We start from the raw sequence: 16,954 nt of genomic DNA on the forward strand, positions 1-16,954 counted from the left end.
CAGGGGTCCCCGCCCAAGGGACCCCTGTTTTCATTCTCCCAGAGGGGTCCGACAATTCTGGCCCCGTCGGGGCGTTCCGGCGGAAAACCCGAGGTGGAGTGGCTTCACGTCGACCGACGGCCGATCAGTGCGTAACTTCGGTGGAGTGACCTCTGACCTTCCCACCACCGCAGGCGCCCTCCGCGAGGCCGGTTACGTGCCGCGCGGGGTCAAGGCCGAGATCCGGGAGAACCTCCTGGCCGCCCTTCGCGACGGCCGCGACCCCTGGCCCGGCATCGTCGGCTTCGACCGCACCGTCCTGCCGCAGCTGGAGCGAGCCCTCCTCGCGGGGCACGACGTGGTGCTCCTCGGCGAACGCGGGCAGGGCAAGACGCGCCTCCTGCGCACCATCGTCGGCCTGCTGGACGAGTGGACCCCGGTGATCGAGGGCGCCGAGCTGAACGAGCACCCGCTCGACCCCATCACCCCCGAGTCGAAGCGCCGCGCGAAGGAGCTCGGCGACGAGCTCCCCGTCACCTGGAAGCACCGCGACGAGCGGTTCGCCGAGAAGCTCGCCACCCCGGACACGAGCGTCGGCGACCTGGTCGGCGACGTCGACCCGGTCAAGGTCGCCCAGGGTCGCAGCCTCGGCGACCCGGAGACCATCCACTACGGCCTGCTGCCCCGCTCCCACCGCGGCGTCATCGCCGTCAACGAGCTCCCCGACCTGGCCGAGCGCATCCAGGTCGCCCTCCTCAACGTGATGGAGGAACGCGACATCCAGATCCGCGGCTACACGCTGCGGCTCCCGCTGGACGTCCTCCTCGTCGCCACCGCCAACCCCGAGGACTACACCAACCGCGGTCGGATCATCACGCCGCTCAAGGACCGCTTCGGCGCGGAGATCCGCACCCACTACCCGCTGGAGATCGAGGCCGAGGTCGAGCTGGTCCGCCAGGAGGCCCACCTGGTCGCCGAGGTCGGCGACCACCTGCTGGAGGTCATCGCCCGGTTCGTGCGGCACCTGCGCGAGTCGTCCTCGATCGACCAGCGCTCCGGCGTGTCGGCCCGCTTCGCGGTCGCGGCGGCGGAGACGGTGGCCGCCAGCGCCCTGCGCCGCAGCGCGCTGATCGGCGAGAACCCGCCCATCGCCCGCCCGATCGACCTGGAGTCGGTGACCGAGGTGCTGCGCGGCAAGCTGGAGTTCGAGGCCGGCGAGGAGGGCCGCGAGCAGGAGGTGCTGGTCCACCTGCTGCGCCGCGCGGTCGCGGACACGGCGCGGTCCACGTTCGCGGGCATCGACTTGAGGCCGCTGGCCGAGCTGGTGTCCGACGGCCACCCGGTGGCCACCGGCGAACGGGTGCACCCCGGCGACCTGCTGGCCGCGCTGCCGGAGCTGCCCGTGCTGCACGACGTGGCGCAGCGGGTCGGCGCGGGCCCGAAGGACCCGGCGGGACGCATCGCGTCGGCCGTCGAGCTGGCGCTGGAATCGCTCTACCTGACCCGTCAGCTGTCCAAGGACAGCGACGACGACCGAACGGTGTACGGATGAGCAGCTACCGGTACGGCCGGTACGTCGACGGGCCAGACCCGCTCGCCCCACCGACCGACCTGCGCGCGGCCATGGACGAGATCGGCCGCGAAGTCATGGAAGGCGCGTCACCCGACTCGGCGCTGCGCGAGCTGCTGCGCCGGGGTCTGCCCGGTACCCGCGGCCTGGACGACCTGACCGCGCGGCTGTGGCAGAAGCGCGCCGCCCTCACCCGCCGGCACCGACTGGACGGCACGTTGCAGGAGGTCCAGCGGCTGCTGGAGGAGGCGTTGGCCGCCGAACGGGCCGCGCTGTTCCCCGACCCGGACGACGACGCGCGGTTCCGCGAGGCCCAGCTGGACGCGTTGCCGCAGTCGACCGCGGCGGCCGTGAGCGAGCTGGGCGAGTACGACTGGCGCTCGCCGCAGGCCCGCGAGTCCTACGAGGAGATCCGCAACCTGCTCGGCCGCGAGCTCATGGACCAGCGGTTCCAGGGCATGAAGCAGGCCATGGAGAACGTCCGGCCCGAGGACGTCCAGCGCATCCAGTCGATGCTGGACGACCTCAACGCGCTGCTCGCCGCGCACGCCGCCGGTGAGGACACGGCCGAGCCGTTCGAGCGGTTCATGCGCGAGCACGGCGAGTTCTTCCCGGAGAACCCGGGGTCGGTGGACGAGCTGATCGACGCGCTGGCCGCCCGGTCCGCCGCCGCCCAGCGCATGATGAACTCGATGTCCGAGGAGCAGCGCCAGGAGCTGTCGACGTTGTCGCAGCAGGCGTTCGGCAACTCGGGCGTCGGCACGCAGCTGTCCCAGCTCGACGCCCTGCTCCAGGGACTGCGGCCGGGCGAGGACTGGAACGGCTCCGCGAGGTTCCGCGGCAACAACCCGCTGGGGCTGGGCGAGGGCGCGCAGGCGATGGCGGACCTGGCCGAGCTGGACGCGCTGGCCGAGCAGCTCTCGCAGGGCTACCCCGGCGCGCGGCTGGAGGACATCGACCTGGAGGCGCTGGTCCGGCAGCTCGGCGGCGAGGCGGGCGTCGACGCGCGGCGGCTGGCCGAGCTGGAACGCGAGCTGCGGTCGCAGAACCTGCTGGAACGCGCGCCGGACGGTTCGCTGCGACTGACGCCGAAGGCGTTGCGGCGGTTGGGCGAGACGGCGTTGCGCGGCGTGATCGACAGCGCCCGCGAGCGGGGTCAGCGGGACAACTCGTCGGCCGGCGCGGCCGGTGAGCTGATCGGGTCGACGCGGCCGTGGCAGTTCGGGGACACCGAGCCGTGGAACGTGCCGCGGACCGTCACGAACGCCGTGCTGCGGTCGGCGGGCGGCCCGGTCCGGCTCGACGTGGTCGACGTCGAGGTGAGCGAGACCGAGCAGCGGTCACGAGCCGTCGTCGCGTTGTGCGTGGACACGTCCTGGTCCATGGTGCAGGACGGCCGGTGGGTGCCGATGAAGCGCACCGCGCTGGCGCTGCACCACCTGGTGCGGACCCGGTTCCGCACCGACGCGCTGGAGCTGATCACGTTCGGCCGGCACGCCGAGACCGTCGACATCGGGCAGCTCACCGCGTTGGAAGGGGTGTGGGAGCAGGGCACGAACCTGCACCACGCGCTGCTGCTGGCCGGTCGGCACGTCCGCAAGCACCCCGACGCGCAGCCGGTGGTGCTGGTGGTCACCGACGGCGAGCCGACCGCGCACCTGGAGGCGACCGGCGACGCCGAGTTCCACTACCCGCCGCTGCCGCGGACCATCGGCAAGACCCTGGTCGAGGTCGACGCCCTGGCCCGGCTGGGTGCGGCGATCACGGTGTTCCGGCTGGGCGACGACCCGAGGCTGACCCGGTTCGTCGACACGGTGGCCCGGCGGTCCGGCGGCCGGGTCGTCGCGCCCGACGAGGACGGCCTCGGCGCGGCCGTGGTGAGCGATTACCTGAGGTCCCGCAAGCGCCGCTGACGGCGTCCGCGCGGGCCACGGCGGCTCCGCGCTCCACCTGGTCGTGGAGCGCGGAGCCGCCGTGGCCCGGAAACCGGCTCAGCCGGACAGCGACAGGTCGGTGGAGTCGGCCAACGCCCGATAGTCCGCGTCGTCGCCCGCGTGGACGACGAGCGGGCCACGTCCACCGGCGATGAGCAGAGCGGGCTCAGTCGTCCTTGCGCTCGCGGTCGGTCGACGCCAGTGCCGTCTCCGTCGCCTTGTCCGGGGGAACCTGGCGCTTGCCCGGTCGGGTGAGCGAGAAGTGCGACTCGTCCCGCATCCGCTCCACCATGTGCGGGTAGTGCAGCTCGAACGCGGGCCGCTCGGACCGGATGCGGGGCAGCTCGGTGAAGTTGTGCCGCGGCGGCGGGCACGACGTCGCCCATTCGAGGGAATTGCCGAAGCCCCACGGGTCGTCGCGCCCGGCCGGGTCGCCGAACCGGTAGCTGCGCAGCACGTTCCACACGAACGGCAGCACGGACGCGCCCAGCAGGAAAGCCCCGATCGTGGAGATCATGTTCATCAGGGTGAAACCGTCGCTGTGCAGGTAGTCGGCGTAGCGGCGGGGCATGCCGACGTTGCCGAGCCAGTGCTGGATCAGGAACGTGCCGTGGAAGCCCAGGAACGTGGTCCAGAAGTGCAGCTTGCCCAGCGGCTCGTTCAGCATCCGCCCGGTCATCTTGGGGAACCAGAAGTACAGGCCCGCGTAGGTGGCGAACACGATCGTGCCGAACAGGACGTAGTGGAAGTGGGCCACCACGAAGTACGTGTCGGTGACGTGGAAGTCCAGCGGCGGCGAGGCCAGGATGATGCCGGTCAGCCCGCCGAGCAGGAACGTGACGAGGAACCCGATGCTGAACAGCATCGGCGTCTCGAACGTCAGCTGCCCCTTCCACATGGTGCCGATCCAGTTGAAGAACTTGATGCCCGTCGGCACCGCGATCAGGAACGTCATCAGCGAGAAGAACGGCAGCAGCACCGCGCCGGTGGCGAACATGTGGTGCGCCCACACCGCCACCGACAGCGCCGCGATGGCGAACGTGGCGTAGACCAGCCCTTTGTAGCCGAACAGCGGTTTGCGGCTGAACACCGGGAAGATCTCCGACACGATGCCGAAGAACGGCAGCGCGACGATGTACACCTCGGGGTGGCCGAAGAACCAGAACAGGTGCTGCCACAGGATCACGCCGCCGTTGGCGGGGTCGAACACGTGCGCGCCCAGGTGTCGGTCGGCGGCCAGGCCCATCAGCGCGGCGGTGAGGATCGGGAACGCCAGCAGGATCAGGATGCTGGTGACGAAGATGTTCCAGGTGAAGATCGGCATCCGGAACATGGTCATGCCGGGCGCGCGCAGGCAGCACACCGTCGTCACCATGTTCACGCCGCCCAGGATCGTGCCGAGGCCGGACACCGCCAGGCCCATGATCCACAGGTCGGGTCCGACGCCCGGCGCGTGCACCGCGCTGCTCAGCGGCGTGTAGGCGGTCCAGCCGAAGTCCGCCGCGCCGCCCGGCGTGAGGAACCCGGCCATCACGGTCAGCCCGCCGAACAGGAACAACCAGTAGGACAGCGCGTTGAGCCGGGGGAACGCCACGTCCGGCGCGCCGATCTGCAGCGGCAGGATGTAGTTGGCGAACCCGAACAGGATCGGCGTCGCGTACAGCAGCAGCATGATCGTGCCGTGCATGGTGAACAGCTGGTTGTACTGCTCGTTGGACAGGAACTGCAGCCCCGGCCGGGCCAGCTCGCCCCGGATGAGCAGCGCCATCACGCCGCCGACCATGAAGAACACGAACGACGTGCCGAGGTAGAGCAACCCGATCTGCTTGGGGTCCGTCGTGCGGAACAGACCCAGCAGCACCGAGCCCTTCGACCGCCGCCGAGCCGCGCCCGGGTGGGCGATCACGGGTTCCGGCTTGAGCGCGGTCATGCCGCCTCCCTCGTCCGACGACGTGAGCCAGACCACATCGTCCCCCCGTCCGCCGCACGGGGCAAACGCACGGCCCCGCTCGACGATGCGCGCTGCCCGCGGGGCCGGGTGCCGGCACGCCCGGCGCGCCGAGGGTCATGTCCAGGCTCGTCGCGACCCCTTCCCAGGTCGGAGGGCACGCCCGCGTTCCGGGGCGTGGACGTTTCGTCCCCGGTCCGATCGGCGAGTTAGGGTCGGTCACATGCAGACCTGGTCATCCACTCCTGTCCCGCGGGTAGCGGGGGAGCCGCGTCCGTTGCGGCTGTTCGACACCGCCACCGGTGAGGTGCGCCCGACCGCCCCCGGCGCCACCGCCAGGCTGTACGTCTGCGGCATCACCCCGTACGACGCCACGCACCTGGGCCACGCGGCCACCTACCTGGCGTTCGACCTGGTCCACCGGGTGTGGCTGGACAACGGCCACGACGTGCACTACGTGCAGAACGTGACCGACATCGACGACCCGCTGCTGGAGCGGGCCGAGCGGGACCAGGACGACTGGGTGGTCCTCGGCATGCGGGAGACCGCGCTGTTCCGCGAGGACATGGTGGAGCTGCGGGTGCTGCCGCCGCGCGACTACGTGGGCGCGGTCGACGCGATCCCCGAGGTGGTCGAGGTCATCGGGAAGCTGCTGGCCGGTGGCGCGGCGTACCGGGTCGACGACCCCGAGCACCCGGACGTCTACTTCGACCACACGGCGACCGGGCGGTTCGGCTACGAGTCGAACTACGACCTGGAGACGATGGGCAGGTACTTCGCCGAGCGCGGGGGCGACCCGGACCGGCCGGGCAAGCGCCACCCGCTGGACGCGCTGCTGTGGCGCGCCGCCCGGGAGGGCGAGCCGTCGTGGCCGTCGGAGCTGGGCCCCGGCAGGCCCGGCTGGCACATCGAGTGCAGCGCCATCGCGCTGAACCGGCTGGGCACGTCGTTCGACGTGCAGGGCGGCGGGTCGGACCTGATCTTCCCGCACCACGAGTTCTCCGCCGCGCACGCCGAGGCGGTGACCGGCGAGCACCCGTTCGCGCGGCACTACGTGCACGCGGGCATGATCGGGCTGGACGGCGAGAAGATGTCCAAGTCGCGCGGCAACCTGGTGTTCGTGTCCAAGCTGCGCGCGCAGAAGGTCGACCCGAACGCGGTGCGGCTGGCGTTGTTCGCGGGCCACTACCGCACCGACCGGCCGTGGAGCGACGGCCTGCTGGCCGAGGCGGAGGCGAGGCTCGCGACGTGGCGGCTCGCGGCGGCGTTGTCGACGGGGCCGAGCGCGCTCGCCACCGTGGCCCGCCTGCGCGACCACCTCGGCGACGACCTCGACACGCCGAAGGCGTTGGCGGCGATGGACGCGTGGGCGGCCGAGGCCCTGTCGACCGGCGGCTCGGACCAGGAGGCCCCGACCCTCTTCCGCGACGCGGCCGACGCGCTGTTGGGCGTGGCGCTCTAGCCTTCCTCGGCCGTGGTGCACGGGGCCGCCTCCTGGGAGGCGGCCCCGCCGCGTTCAGAACCGTTCAGAGCCGTTCAGAGCGCTCAGACGTCGAGCGTCCAGCTGTTGATGTAGCCCGTGTCCAGGGACGCCGCGTCCCGGACGCGCAACTGCCACGTGCCCGCGGCGGCCTCGGAGGAGGCGTTCACGGTGAAGGTGCGGTTGATGTTGTCGGCGCTGCCGCCGCTGCGGTTGTGCAGGTTGTAGACCGAGCCGTCCGGCGCGACCAGGTCGACGACCAGGTCACCGATGTAGGTGTGCACGATGTTCACGGCCACCGAGGTCGTGGCGGAGGCGTTGGTCGCGCAGTTCACCGCGATCGTGCTGCTCACGGTCGAGTTGTCGCCGATCGCCACGTCGGTGTCGTTGGTCACCGCGTCGCAGGACCCGCCGGTGGACGTGACCGTCCACGAGAACGCGGTGCTGCCGGTGCGCGACGCCGCGTCGGTCGCGGTCACCGTCACCGAGGACGTGCCGGTGGCCGTCGGCGTGCCGCTGATCAGGCCCGAGGAGCTGATCGACAGGCCGGCGGGCAGGCCCGTGGCGGTGAACGCGTACGGCGCGGTGCCGCCGCTCGCGGACAGCTGGAGGCTGACCGGCGTGCCGACGACGGTCGACTGGTTGCCCGGGTTGGTCACCGACGGGCCGCCGGGGGTCGACGTGCCGGTGAACAGCAGCTTGTTCGGCGAGCCGGTGCCCGGGCTGGTGATCTTGTCGGCCGTGGCGGCGGCGATGATCGCCGACTGCACCGCCGGCGGGGTCGCGGTCGGGTTGTCCGCCAGGTACAGCGCGGCGGCGCCCGCCACGTGCGGCGACGCCATCGACGTGCCGCTGATGGTGTTGGTGGAGGTGTCGTTGGTGTTCCACGCCGACGTGATGCCCTCGCCGGGCGCGAAGACGTCGGTGCAGGTGCCGAAGTTCGAGAACGACGCGCGCCCGTCGGTGCGGGTCGAGGCGTTCACGCTCAGCGCCTCGGCGACCCGCGCCGGCGAGTAGTTGCACGCGTTGGCGTTGGAGTTGCCCGACGCCACCGCGTAGGTGACGCCCGCCGCGATGGAGTTGCGCACCGCGGTGTCCAGGGCGGTGTCGACGCCGCCGCCGAGCGACATGTTCGCGACGGCCGGCTTGACGGCGTTCTGGGTGACCCAGTTGACGCCGTTCACCACGCCCGCCGTGGTGCCGGAGCCGGCGCAGTTGAGCACCTTGACCGCGATCAGCTGCACGCCCTTGGCGACGCCGTGCGCGGTGCCGCCGACCGTGCCGGCGACGTGGGTGCCGTGGCCGTTGCAGTCGGTGTTGTTCGTGTCGACGGTGTTGGTGCCCCAGGTCGCCCGGCCGCCGAAGTCGGAGTGGGTCGTCCTGATGCCGGTGTCGATGATGTACGCCCGCACGTTGCTCGCGGTGGTGGCGTAGTTGTAGGCGCTGTCCAGCGGCAGGTTGCGCTGGTCGATGCGGTCGATGCCCCAGGACGGCGGGTTCGGCTGGGTCGCGTCGACCGAGATCGGCAGGTCGGCCTGCACGAACGCGACGCGCGGGTCGGCGGCGAGGCGCCGGGCCTGCGCCGCGGACATGGAGGCGTGGAAGCCGTTGAGCGCGTGCTGCCAGGCCACGCGGACCTGGCCGCCGTACTTGCCGACCAGAGAGGACGCGGTCGAGGCGGACGCGGACCTCGGCGAGGCCGACTCGTGCAGGGCCACGATGTAGGAGCCGGGGACGGCGTCGGCGCGCTCCGCGCCGAGCACGTCGCCCTCGGCCGCCGCCACTCCGACGTTCGAGAAGGCCAGCGCGGCCGCCGACACGGCGGCTAAGCCGAGCACGGCCAGTCTTCTGGTGGTACGGGCGTCTCCCATGGAGGGTTCTCCCTTGTGGGCAGGGCTGCGCGGCCGTGCCGGGCGGGTGCGCCGGTCGGCCGTGCGATGCAGGGGATGGGACGTCCGCGCGAACGGGGTGGAGCGACCTGGTCACATGCATGGTCGGGAGAAAACCGACCCTCCAGTAGCGCCGATAGTCGTAACTACGTCGAATCGGGACCGATCAGTACGGTTCGGAGGGCCGGTCGGGTGAACCCGGCGCGCCCAGACGCTCGTCCCGGTACGTCCGCCAGTGCCGGAGCATGTTCGGCAGCTCGGCGTGGAAGAACTCGAAGAACATGAGGGTCTCGGAGATCCGCCTGCCGGCGGGCGTGTCGGCGCCGAGCGCGCTGATGCCCTCCCGGAGGGGGCCGGTCATGCGGCGGAGCATCTCGTCGCGGCGGAACAACGCCTCGTACCAGAGGTCGTCGAGCACGCGGTAGATGTCGCGGCGCGTGCCCGTCTCCCGCTCCCGGCTCACGAGGCCGACCTGGGTGAGGTAGCGGACCGCGCCGGAGATGGCGGCGGGGGAGACGCGCAGCAGCTCCGCCAGCTCGGCGGAGGTCAGCTCGCCGGAGTCGGAGGCCAGCAGCGCGACGAACACCCGGGCGGGCATCCTCGCCATGCCGGACTCGGTGAACACCGAGGAGAAGCGCTCGATGAAGCGCAGCACCGCCTGATCGTCCCGCTCGCCCACCTGTGCCACCGCCGGATCATCCCTTCGGGTCCGCTGATCGGGTGGCAGTTTATACGCTTCCTTAACTTCACGACTTTGTGAAATCACTGTAACTTTCCGCGCATGACTGCTGCGATATCCGTGTCGGGCCTGGTCAAGACCTTCGGCCCGACGCGAGCACTGGACGGTCTCGACCTGACCGTCCGCGAGGGGGAGGTGCACGGCTTCCTCGGCCCCAACGGGTCGGGCAAGTCGACCACCATCCGGGTCCTGCTGGGTCTGCTGCGCGCCGACGCGGGGTCCGCGTCGCTGCTGGGCGGCGACCCGTGGCGCGACACCGCCGAGCTGCACCGCAGGCTGGCCTACGTGCCCGGCGACGTGAGCCTGTGGCCGAACCTGACCGGCGGCGAGGTCATCGACCTGCTCGGCAGGCTGCGCGGCGGGCTGGACGAGAAGCGCCGCGCCGACCTCCTGGAGCGCTTCGAGCTGGACCCGCGCAAGAAGGGCCGCGCCTACTCCAAGGGCAACCGGCAGAAGGTCGCCCTGGTCGCGGCGCTGGCCTCGGACGTGGAGCTGCTGATCCTGGACGAGCCGACCTCCGGGCTGGACCCGCTGATGGAGGCCGTGTTCCAGGAAGCGGTGCACGAGCTGCGCGGCGAGCGGACCGTGCTGCTGTCCAGCCACATCCTGGCCGAGGTCGAGGCGCTGTGCGACCGGGTCAGCATCATTCGCAACGGCCGCACGGTCGAGACCGGCACGTTGGCCGAGCTGCGCCACCTCACCCGCACCAGCGTCTCCGCCGAGCTGGTCGGCGTGCCCGCCGGCCTGGCCGGGCTGCCCGGCGTGCACGACCTGGTGGTCGACGGGAACCGGGTGCGGTTCGAGGTCGACACCGACCACTTGGACGCGGCGCTGCGCGCGCTGGTCGGCAGCGGTGTGCGGACGCTGACCAGCCAGCCGCCCACGTTGGAGGAGCTGTTCCTGCGCCACTACGAGGACGAGCTGCCCGCCGGGCAGGCCGAGGGGGCGGTGTCGTCGTGACCGGCCTCGGCTCGCTGGTGCGCCTGGCGCTGCGCCGCGACCGGCTGCTGCTGTCCGCCTGGGTCATCGGGCTGGTCGGCATCACGCTGTCCACCGCGTCGACCGTCGGCGAGCTGTACGGCTCGGTCGAGTCGCGGCAGCAGCTGGGCGCGACCGCCGGCGGCAACCCGGCGTTCCTGGCCATGCTCGGCCCGCTCTACGACGCGTCGACCACCGGTGGCGTGCTGGCCTGGCGGTGGGGCGTGTTCGGCGCGCTGCTGGTCGGCTTGATGTGCGTCTTCCTGGTCACCCGGCACACCAGGGCGGAGGAGGAGACGGGCCGGTTGGAGCTGATCGGCTCGGGCGTGGTCTCCCGGCACGCGCCGCTGGCCGCCGCCGTGGTGGTGGCGCTGCTGGCGAGCACGGTGATCGGCCTGCTCGTCGCGCTCGGCCTGACCGGTCTCGGCGAGTCGGCGTCCGGGTCGTTCGCGCTCGGCCTCGCGTTCGCGTCCGTCGGCTGGGTGTTCACCGGTGTCGGCGCGGTCGGCGCGCAGCTGTCGGAGAGCGCCCGCACGGCCAACTCGATCTCCGGCGCGGTGCTCGGCGTCGCCTACCTGCTGCGCGCCGTCGGCGACGCGGCGGGCGACGAGGGTCCGACGTGGCTGACCTGGCTGTCGCCGCTGGGGTGGCTGGAGCGGACGAGGGCGTTCGCGGGCGACCGGTACTGGGTGCTGGTGCTGCCGGTGGCGACGTTCGCGGTGCTGGTCGCGGTCGCGGCCGTGCTGGTGACCAGGCGCGACCACGGCGGCGGCCTGCTGCCGACCCGGCTGGGCCCGGCCCGCGCGCCCAGGTCGCTGGGCAGCGCGTTCGGCCTGGCCTGGCGGTTGCAGCGGGGCGCGCTGCTCGGCTGGACGCTGAGCCTGTTCGTGCTCGGCGCCGTGTACGGGTCGGTCGCGCGCGGCGTCGAGCAGATGCTGGAGGCCAACCCGGCGTTGCGGAAGATCATCGCGCAGATGGGCGGCGCGGGCGCGGTCGTGGACGTCTACCTGGCGTCGATCATCGGCATCATCGCCCTGTTCAGCGCGATCTACGGGGTGCAGTCGACGTTGCGGCTGCGCACCGAGGAGACCGCGTTCCGCGCCGAGCCGGTGCTGGCCACGCCGGTCAGCCGGTTCGCGTGGGTGGGCGGCCACGTGCTGTTCGCCACCGTCGGCACGGCCGTCGTGCTGGCCGCCGCGGGGTTGGGCGCGGGTCTGGTGCACGGCGCGCGCGTCGGTGACGTCGGCGGCCAGGTCGTGCGGCTGATCGGCGCGGCGTTGACGCACGTCCCGGCGGTGTGGGTGGTCGCGGGCCTGGCGCTGGCGCTGTTCGCGCTGGTCCCGAAGCTGGCGTCGGCGAGCTGGGCGGTGATCGTGGTGTTCCTGGTGCTCGGCCAGCTCGGGCCGCTGCTCCAGCTCGACCAGTGGGCGATGGACCTGTCGCCGTTCACGCACGTCCCCAAGGTGCCGGGCGCGGAGGTGACCGCGACCCCGTTGCTGTGGTTGACGCTGGTCGCGGCGGCGCTGGTGGCGGTCGGGTTCGCCGGGTTCCGCAGGCGGGACGTCGGCTGATCATCTGAAAGAATCCTTTCGAAAGAACTCTTTCAGGTATACCGTCGGGGCCATGGATCTCCCCGGGCCCCGACGGGTCACCGATGTCGACGCGTTGAAGGCGCTGGCGCACCCGCTGCGCGTGTCGTTGCTGCACCACCTGCTGGCGGTCGGCCCGCGCACGGCGAGCGAGTGCGCCGAGGCGGTCGGGTCGACCGCGTCCAACTGCAGCTGGCACCTCCGGCAGCTGGCGAAGTCCGGTTTCGTCGAGCGGGTCGAGGCGGGCGACGGGCGGGAACGGCCGTGGCGGGCCACCTCGGTCGGCTACGACGTCGGCGCGTTCGACGACGACCCCGAGGTGCGCACCCAGCAGGACGCGCTGATCGCGATGGGGCTCAACGAGGACAACCGGCTGGTGCGGCGGTTCCTGGACCGGCAGCACGAACTGCCGGCCGAGTGGCTGGCGGCGTCCGCGATGCACGGCTACACGGTCACCGTGACCGCCGAGGAGCTGTCCGGCCTGCTCGGCTCGATCGACGACCTCCTGCGGCCGTACCTGGCGCCGGTGCGCCAGGACGTGCCCGAGGGCGCGTTGCCCGCGCACGTCGGCATCCGGGCGTTCCCGCGATGAGCGGCCCGACGACCGGCCTGGTGAACGGCCGGGTGAACGGCCCGCTGGGCGTGCCCGCGTTCCGCCGGCTGTGGGTCGCCGGGTTCGTCTCCGAGATCGGCGACTGGGTCCTGCTGGTCGCGCTGCCGGTGTACGTGTACCAGCGCACCGGCTCGGCGGCGGCGACCGCGACGACGTTCGTGGTGGCGTTGCTGCCGAGCCTGGCGCTGTCGCCGCTGGCCGGCGTGCTGGCCGACCGCTGGGACCGGCGCAAGCTGATGCTGCTGGTCAGCCTCGCGCAGGCGGTCTCCCTGCTGCCGCTGCTGACCGGCGACCTGGTGCTGGTGAACGTGGTGACGGCGGTGCAGGCCGGGTTGGCGGCGTTGTTCGAGCCAGCCAAGAACGCGTTGCTGCCGACGTTGGTGCCGCGCGACCAGGTGCCGGCGGCCAACGGGCTGGTGGGCTTGAACGCCAACCTGGCGCGGCTGGTCGGCGCGTCGCTGGGCGGCCTGCTCCTCGGCTGCACCGGGCTGCCCGGCGTGGTGCTGGCGGACGTGGCGTCGTTCCTGCTCGCGGCGGCACTGCTCGCGACGCTCGGCACCGCGGACCCCGTCCGGCCGGCCGGGAAACCCGCGTGGCGCGCCTGGCTGGACGGCCTGCGCGAGATCCGCGGTCCGTTGCGGCCGATGGTCGCCGTGGTCGGGTCGATGGCGATCGGCCAGGGCCTGTTCGTGGTGCTGTTCGTGGTGTTCGTGACCGACCGGCTCGGCGGCGGCGCGACCGAGGTGGGCCTGCTGCGCGGCGTCCAGGCGGTCGGCGGGCTGCTCGGCGGCCTGCTGGTCGGCGCGCTGGCCCGCCGGCTCGCGCCCGGCAGGCTCCTCGGCGTGTCGCTGGTCGGCTTCGCCCTGGTCGCCGCGCTCGGCTGGAACGGGCCGCACGTGACCACCGCCCTGGTGTTCTACCTGGCCGCGTTCGTGGTGGTGGGCGTGCCGGGCGTGGTCGCGGGCGCCGGGATGATGTCGGTGCTCCAGCTGCACGCGCCCGACGAGGTGCGCGGCCGGGTGATGGCGACGTTCGTCAGCCTCTACGACGGAGGTCAGGCGCTCGGTATGGTGCTCGCCGGCGCCCTCACGCCCGTGCTCGGCCTGTCCGTGCTGCTCAACGGCCAGGCCGCCTTCTACCTGGTGGCCGGTGTGCTCGCGCTGGCCACCCTCGACACCCGGACCCCGGTCAGCCCTCGAAGAACGTGATGGCGAGCCGGGCCGGCCGGTCCGGCCCGCGCGAGCTCTCCAGCACGATGATCCGACCGCCCACGACGGTGAACACCGCCACGGAGACCACCTCGCCGCCCACCGAGCACCACTTCCTGCTCGGGCGTGGCGCCGTCGGCCTGCTCGGGCACGTGCGCGTCGACCGGCCGAGCTGGAACGGCTGAGCCGCGCTCATCGAGGTGACCGGCGGCCGAGCAGCAGGACGGGCGGCCCGGCCGAGCCGGGTCACATCCCGGTCGGCCCGCGTCCCGGGCCGCGACCACGCCGCCGCAGGTACCGCTCGAACTCGGCGGCGATCGCGTCACCGCTCGCCTCGGTGATCTGGATCTCCGCGTCCCCGCGCTCCTCCAACGCCCGCACGTAGTTGCGCACGTCCTCGTCCTCGTCGGCCATCTCGCTGACCGTCCGCTCCCACTCCTCGGCCTGCTCGGGCAGCGCGCCGAGCGGCACCTCGACGTCCAGCACCTCCTCGACCCGGTGCAGCAGCGCGAGCGTCGCCTTCGGCGAGGGCGGCTGGGAGACGTAGTGCGGCACGGCCGCCCAGAACGACAGCGCGGGCACCCCCGCCTGCACGCACAGGTCCTGGAACACGCCGACGATCCCCGTCGGGCCCTCGTACCGGGACCGCTCCAACCCGTACTTCGCCGCCGCCGCCTCGTCGTACGCGGTCCCGGTCACGGGCACCGGCCGGGTGTGCGGGGTGTCCATCAGCAGCGCGCCCAGCGTGACCACGGTGGTCACGCCCAGGTCCTCGATGTGGCCGAGCAGCTCGGCGGCGAACTTCCGCCACCGCATGTTCGGCTCGATCCCGTGCACCAGCACCACGTCGGTGGACGACCCGGGCGGGCGGCAGACCGACAGGCGCGTCGTCGGGAATTCAACCCGTCGGGTGACGCCGTCCACCATGCGGACCGTGGGCCGGGTGACCTGGAAGTCGTAGTAGTCGTCCGGATCGATCTCCACCAACGGCGTCGCGTCCCACGTGAGCTGCAGGTGTTCGATCGCCGTGCTGGCGGCGTCGCCTGCGTCGTTCCAACCCTCGAACGCCGCCACCATGATCGGGTTGGTGAGCGGCTCGCTGGGGTCGAAGGGGCTCTGGGCGGCCTGGTCCGGATCGGTCACGCGGCCAGACTACGACCACCGCCGCGGACCCGACGCCGTAGGCTTGGCGCATGTCGGTTCGTGTCACGCAGCCTCTCCGGGGCGCGCCGGCCGACTGCCTCCGCGTCGCGGACCGCGCGCCGGGTGCCGGCCGACGGTCAGACGCTCCGATCCCGGACGATTTCGCAGGTCACCGGGGTCGCGTCAAGATCCTGTACGTGACGTGGCCCGACGCCGCGCGCCAGGCGGGGCGGGCCGCCACGGAGCCGGCGCGGCCGTCGTGGAGGCCGACACCTTCGGGGCCGATCGCCTGGACCTGGTCAGGTGCGGCGGCCCGGAAATGAGCCGCGGCGGCCCGGAGGAAGATCACCTCGGGGTGCCGAACCCGCCTGTGACGCCCGCCTCCGATCACACTCCGTGCCCACCGCTGCGGGATACTTACGTCGAACAGGTGAACGGCGTGGTCGTGGCGCCCGCCCGGGAGCGAAGTACTTTCAACGAAGGACGCACATGACGGTCGAGGCTGTGCTGTGGGACATGGACGGCACGCTGCTGGACTCCGAGAAGCTGTGGGACATCCCGCTCTACGAGTTCGTCGAGAAGCTGGGCGGCACGCTGTCGCTCGCGACCAGGCAGGCGATGGTCGGGTCGAGCGTGCCCCGGACGATGTCCATGCTGTTCGCGGAAGTGGGCGTCGAGCGACCCTCCGAGGCGGAGGTCGCCGACGGCGCCGCGTGGATCATGCGGCGCACCGAGGAGGTGTTCCGCGCCGGCCTGCCGTGGCGGCCGGGCGCGCGTGAGGCGTTGCGCGCGGTCCGCGACTCGGGCGTGCCGATGGCCCTGGTGACGTCGACCGAGCGGCAGTTGACCGAGGTCGCGCTGGACACCATCGGGCGCGACCTGTTCGACGCCACGGTGTGCGGCGACGAGGTGGACCGCCGCAACAAGCCGCTGCCCGACCCGTACCTGAGGGCCGCGCGGCTGCTCGGCGTCGACCCGACCCGGTGCGTCGCGGTCGAGGACTCGCCGACCGGCGTCGCCTCCGCCGTGGCCGCCGGCTGCACGGTCCTGGTCGTGCCCTGCGACGTGCCGGTGGAGCAGGGCGAGCGCCGCGTGTTCCGCGAGTCCCTGGTGGGCGTGGACCTCGGGACGCTCGCCCCGCTGCTAGACCGCTGACACCCGCTTCGCCCGACGCGTGGCCGGGTCGACGAGCAGGCCGAACACGACGCCGAGACCGAGCCACAGCGTGGCCGTCTCGGCGAGCGACGCCAGCCGGAACTCCCACAGCACGCTGCCCGGCACGTCCGACGGCACCGCGTCCGGCGTCGCCGGGAACACGACCAGCAGCACGACCACCGCCGCCACCACGGCCGACGCCACGGCGGTGGCCCGGACCGGCGCGCCGAGGTGGCCCAACCGGGACGCCAGCAGGCTCGCGCCGACCGCCACCAGCAGCCCGGCCGCGATCAGCCCCAGGTAGAGCACCGTGCGGTACTCCACCGTGCCCGGGTCGCCCACCGCCGGCGGGTTCGCCGGGTACTTCACCGCCGGCAGCAACGCCGCCGCGCCGAACGCCGCCGCCGACAGCGCCACCGCCCGGACGAACGGCGCCTTCGACGTGAACCAGCGCCGCGAGCCCGCGTAGGCGGTGGCGAACAGCGCGCCGACGGCGACACCCACCACCACCGCGGCGATCACACCGCCGACCACCTGCGTGCCGCGGCTGAACAGCTCGCCGTGCCCGTGGCCCGCGTCGGGCCGCGCCCGCTCGACGGCCAGCGCCGCCCGGATCGGCGCCTCGACCACCAGCACCCCGACCAGGCCCGCGAGCAGCCCGGCCACCGCGCCCGCGCCGACACCGCGCAGCAGCAGGCCTTTGTAGGTGTTCGTCGACATGTCGGCCGC

The 16,954-nt window shown here is 72.5% G+C and carries 13 protein-coding genes; 8 read left to right on the plus strand and 5 right to left on the minus strand.

All coding sequences use genetic code 11. The features are described from left to right. Positions 1 to 145 precede the first annotated feature (145 nt). Both ACQPYE_RS14435 and ACQPYE_RS14440 read left to right on the plus strand, forming a co-directional pair. The gene (locus ACQPYE_RS14435) at positions 146 to 1,531 is read left to right on the plus strand and encodes a sigma 54-interacting transcriptional regulator (RefSeq protein WP_498721681.1); all 1,386 of its coding nucleotides are present in this window, start codon (positions 146 to 148) and stop codon (positions 1,529 to 1,531) included. After that, a complete protein-coding gene (locus tag ACQPYE_RS14440) occupies positions 1,528 to 3,462 on the plus strand; it encodes a vWA domain-containing protein (protein WP_498721683.1) in 1,935 nt (644 codons plus the stop codon). Before ACQPYE_RS14435 ends, ACQPYE_RS14440 begins: the two co-directional genes overlap by 4 nt. A gap of 187 nt (positions 3,463 to 3,649) precedes the next feature. On the opposite strand, the gene ctaD is transcribed toward ACQPYE_RS14440, so the two are convergent. Continuing rightward, on the minus strand, positions 3,650 to 5,413 hold the full coding sequence (ctaD, locus tag ACQPYE_RS14445; protein ID WP_498721684.1) for an aa3-type cytochrome oxidase subunit I: 1,764 nt from the start codon (positions 5,411 to 5,413) through the stop codon (positions 3,650 to 3,652). 241 nt (positions 5,414 to 5,654) lie between these two features. Here ctaD and mshC point away from each other — a divergent pair, with 241 nt between their 5' ends. Then, positions 5,655 to 6,893, plus strand: a complete 1,239-nt coding sequence (gene mshC, locus ACQPYE_RS14450) for a cysteine--1-D-myo-inosityl 2-amino-2-deoxy-alpha-D-glucopyranoside ligase (protein ID WP_498721685.1) — start codon at positions 5,655 to 5,657, stop codon at positions 6,891 to 6,893. 83 nt (positions 6,894 to 6,976) lie between these two features. Here mshC and ACQPYE_RS14455 read toward each other — a convergent pair whose 3' ends face one another. Both ACQPYE_RS14455 and ACQPYE_RS14460 read right to left on the minus strand, forming a co-directional pair. Further along, complete coding sequence (locus ACQPYE_RS14455; RefSeq protein ID WP_498721687.1) at positions 6,977 to 8,782, minus strand: S8 family peptidase; 1,806 nt, start codon at positions 8,780 to 8,782, stop codon at positions 6,977 to 6,979. 184 nt (positions 8,783 to 8,966) lie between these two features. After that, entirely contained in the window at positions 8,967 to 9,488 is a 522-nt protein-coding gene (locus ACQPYE_RS14460; protein WP_498721688.1) for a GbsR/MarR family transcriptional regulator, read from the minus strand. Between the two features lie 93 nt (positions 9,489 to 9,581). Between ACQPYE_RS14460 and ACQPYE_RS14465 the strand changes: the two genes are divergently transcribed. From ACQPYE_RS14465 to ACQPYE_RS14480, 4 genes are read left to right on the plus strand one after another with little or no spacing between them, the layout of a single operon-like run. After that, positions 9,582 to 10,499, plus strand: a complete 918-nt coding sequence (locus ACQPYE_RS14465; RefSeq protein ID WP_498721689.1) for an ABC transporter ATP-binding protein — start codon at positions 9,582 to 9,584, stop codon at positions 10,497 to 10,499. After that, entirely contained in the window at positions 10,496 to 12,088 is a 1,593-nt protein-coding gene (locus ACQPYE_RS14470) for an ABC transporter permease (protein WP_498721692.1), read from the plus strand. The genes ACQPYE_RS14465 and ACQPYE_RS14470 overlap by 4 nt, the downstream gene beginning before the upstream one ends. Before the next feature lie 52 nt (positions 12,089 to 12,140). Beyond that, entirely contained in the window at positions 12,141 to 12,698 is a 558-nt protein-coding gene (locus tag ACQPYE_RS14475; protein WP_498721693.1) for an ArsR/SmtB family transcription factor, read from the plus strand. Then, positions 12,695 to 13,927 carry an MFS transporter gene (locus tag ACQPYE_RS14480; protein ID WP_498721694.1) on the plus strand — a complete coding sequence of 411 codons (1,233 nt, stop codon included), beginning with the start codon at positions 12,695 to 12,697 and terminating at the stop codon, positions 13,925 to 13,927. The genes ACQPYE_RS14475 and ACQPYE_RS14480 overlap by 4 nt, the downstream gene beginning before the upstream one ends. A 246-nt stretch (positions 13,928 to 14,173) precedes the next feature. On the opposite strand, the gene ACQPYE_RS14485 is transcribed toward ACQPYE_RS14480, so the two are convergent. After that, positions 14,174 to 15,070: a PAC2 family protein gene (locus tag ACQPYE_RS14485; RefSeq protein WP_498721695.1), complete on the minus strand. Its 897-nt coding sequence runs from the start codon at positions 15,068 to 15,070 to the stop codon at positions 14,174 to 14,176. Positions 15,071 to 15,559: 489 nt separating this feature from the next. On the opposite strand from ACQPYE_RS14485, the gene ACQPYE_RS14490 reads away from it, so the two are divergent. Continuing rightward, entirely contained in the window at positions 15,560 to 16,225 is a 666-nt protein-coding gene (locus tag ACQPYE_RS14490; protein ID WP_498721697.1) for an HAD family hydrolase, read from the plus strand. On the opposite strand, the gene ACQPYE_RS14495 is transcribed toward ACQPYE_RS14490, so the two are convergent. Then, entirely contained in the window at positions 16,214 to 16,945 is a 732-nt protein-coding gene (locus ACQPYE_RS14495; protein ID WP_498721698.1) for a CbtA family protein, read from the minus strand. The genes ACQPYE_RS14490 and ACQPYE_RS14495 overlap by 12 nt on opposite strands. Positions 16,946 to 16,954 lie beyond the last annotated feature (9 nt).

The sequence above is a fragment of the Actinosynnema sp. CA-299493 genome (assembly GCF_050946825.1).
Taxonomy (GTDB): domain Bacteria; phylum Actinomycetota; class Actinomycetes; order Mycobacteriales; family Pseudonocardiaceae; genus Actinosynnema.

Bases quoted from the DNA above. Each gene is read 5' to 3' on its own strand.
- ACQPYE_RS14440 (WP_498721683.1), top strand. From the start codon at position 1,528: ATGAGCAGCTACCGGTACGGCCGGTACGTCGACGGGCCAGACCCGCTC.
- ctaD (WP_498721684.1), bottom strand. From the start codon at position 5,413: ATGACCGCGCTCAAGCCGGAACCCGTGATCGCCCACCCGGGCGCGGCT.
- mshC (WP_498721685.1), top strand. From the start codon at position 5,655: ATGCAGACCTGGTCATCCACTCCTGTCCCGCGGGTAGCGGGGGAGCCG.
- ACQPYE_RS14455 (WP_498721687.1), bottom strand. From the start codon at position 8,782: ATGGGAGACGCCCGTACCACCAGAAGACTGGCCGTGCTCGGCTTAGCC.
- ACQPYE_RS14465 (WP_498721689.1), top strand. From the start codon at position 9,582: ATGACTGCTGCGATATCCGTGTCGGGCCTGGTCAAGACCTTCGGCCCG.
- ACQPYE_RS14475 (WP_498721693.1), top strand. From the start codon at position 12,141: ATGGATCTCCCCGGGCCCCGACGGGTCACCGATGTCGACGCGTTGAAG.
- ACQPYE_RS14480 (WP_498721694.1), top strand. From the start codon at position 12,695: ATGAGCGGCCCGACGACCGGCCTGGTGAACGGCCGGGTGAACGGCCCG.
- ACQPYE_RS14490 (WP_498721697.1), top strand. From the start codon at position 15,560: ATGACGGTCGAGGCTGTGCTGTGGGACATGGACGGCACGCTGCTGGAC.
- ACQPYE_RS14495 (WP_498721698.1), bottom strand. From the start codon at position 16,945: ATGTCGACGAACACCTACAAAGGCCTGCTGCTGCGCGGTGTCGGCGCG.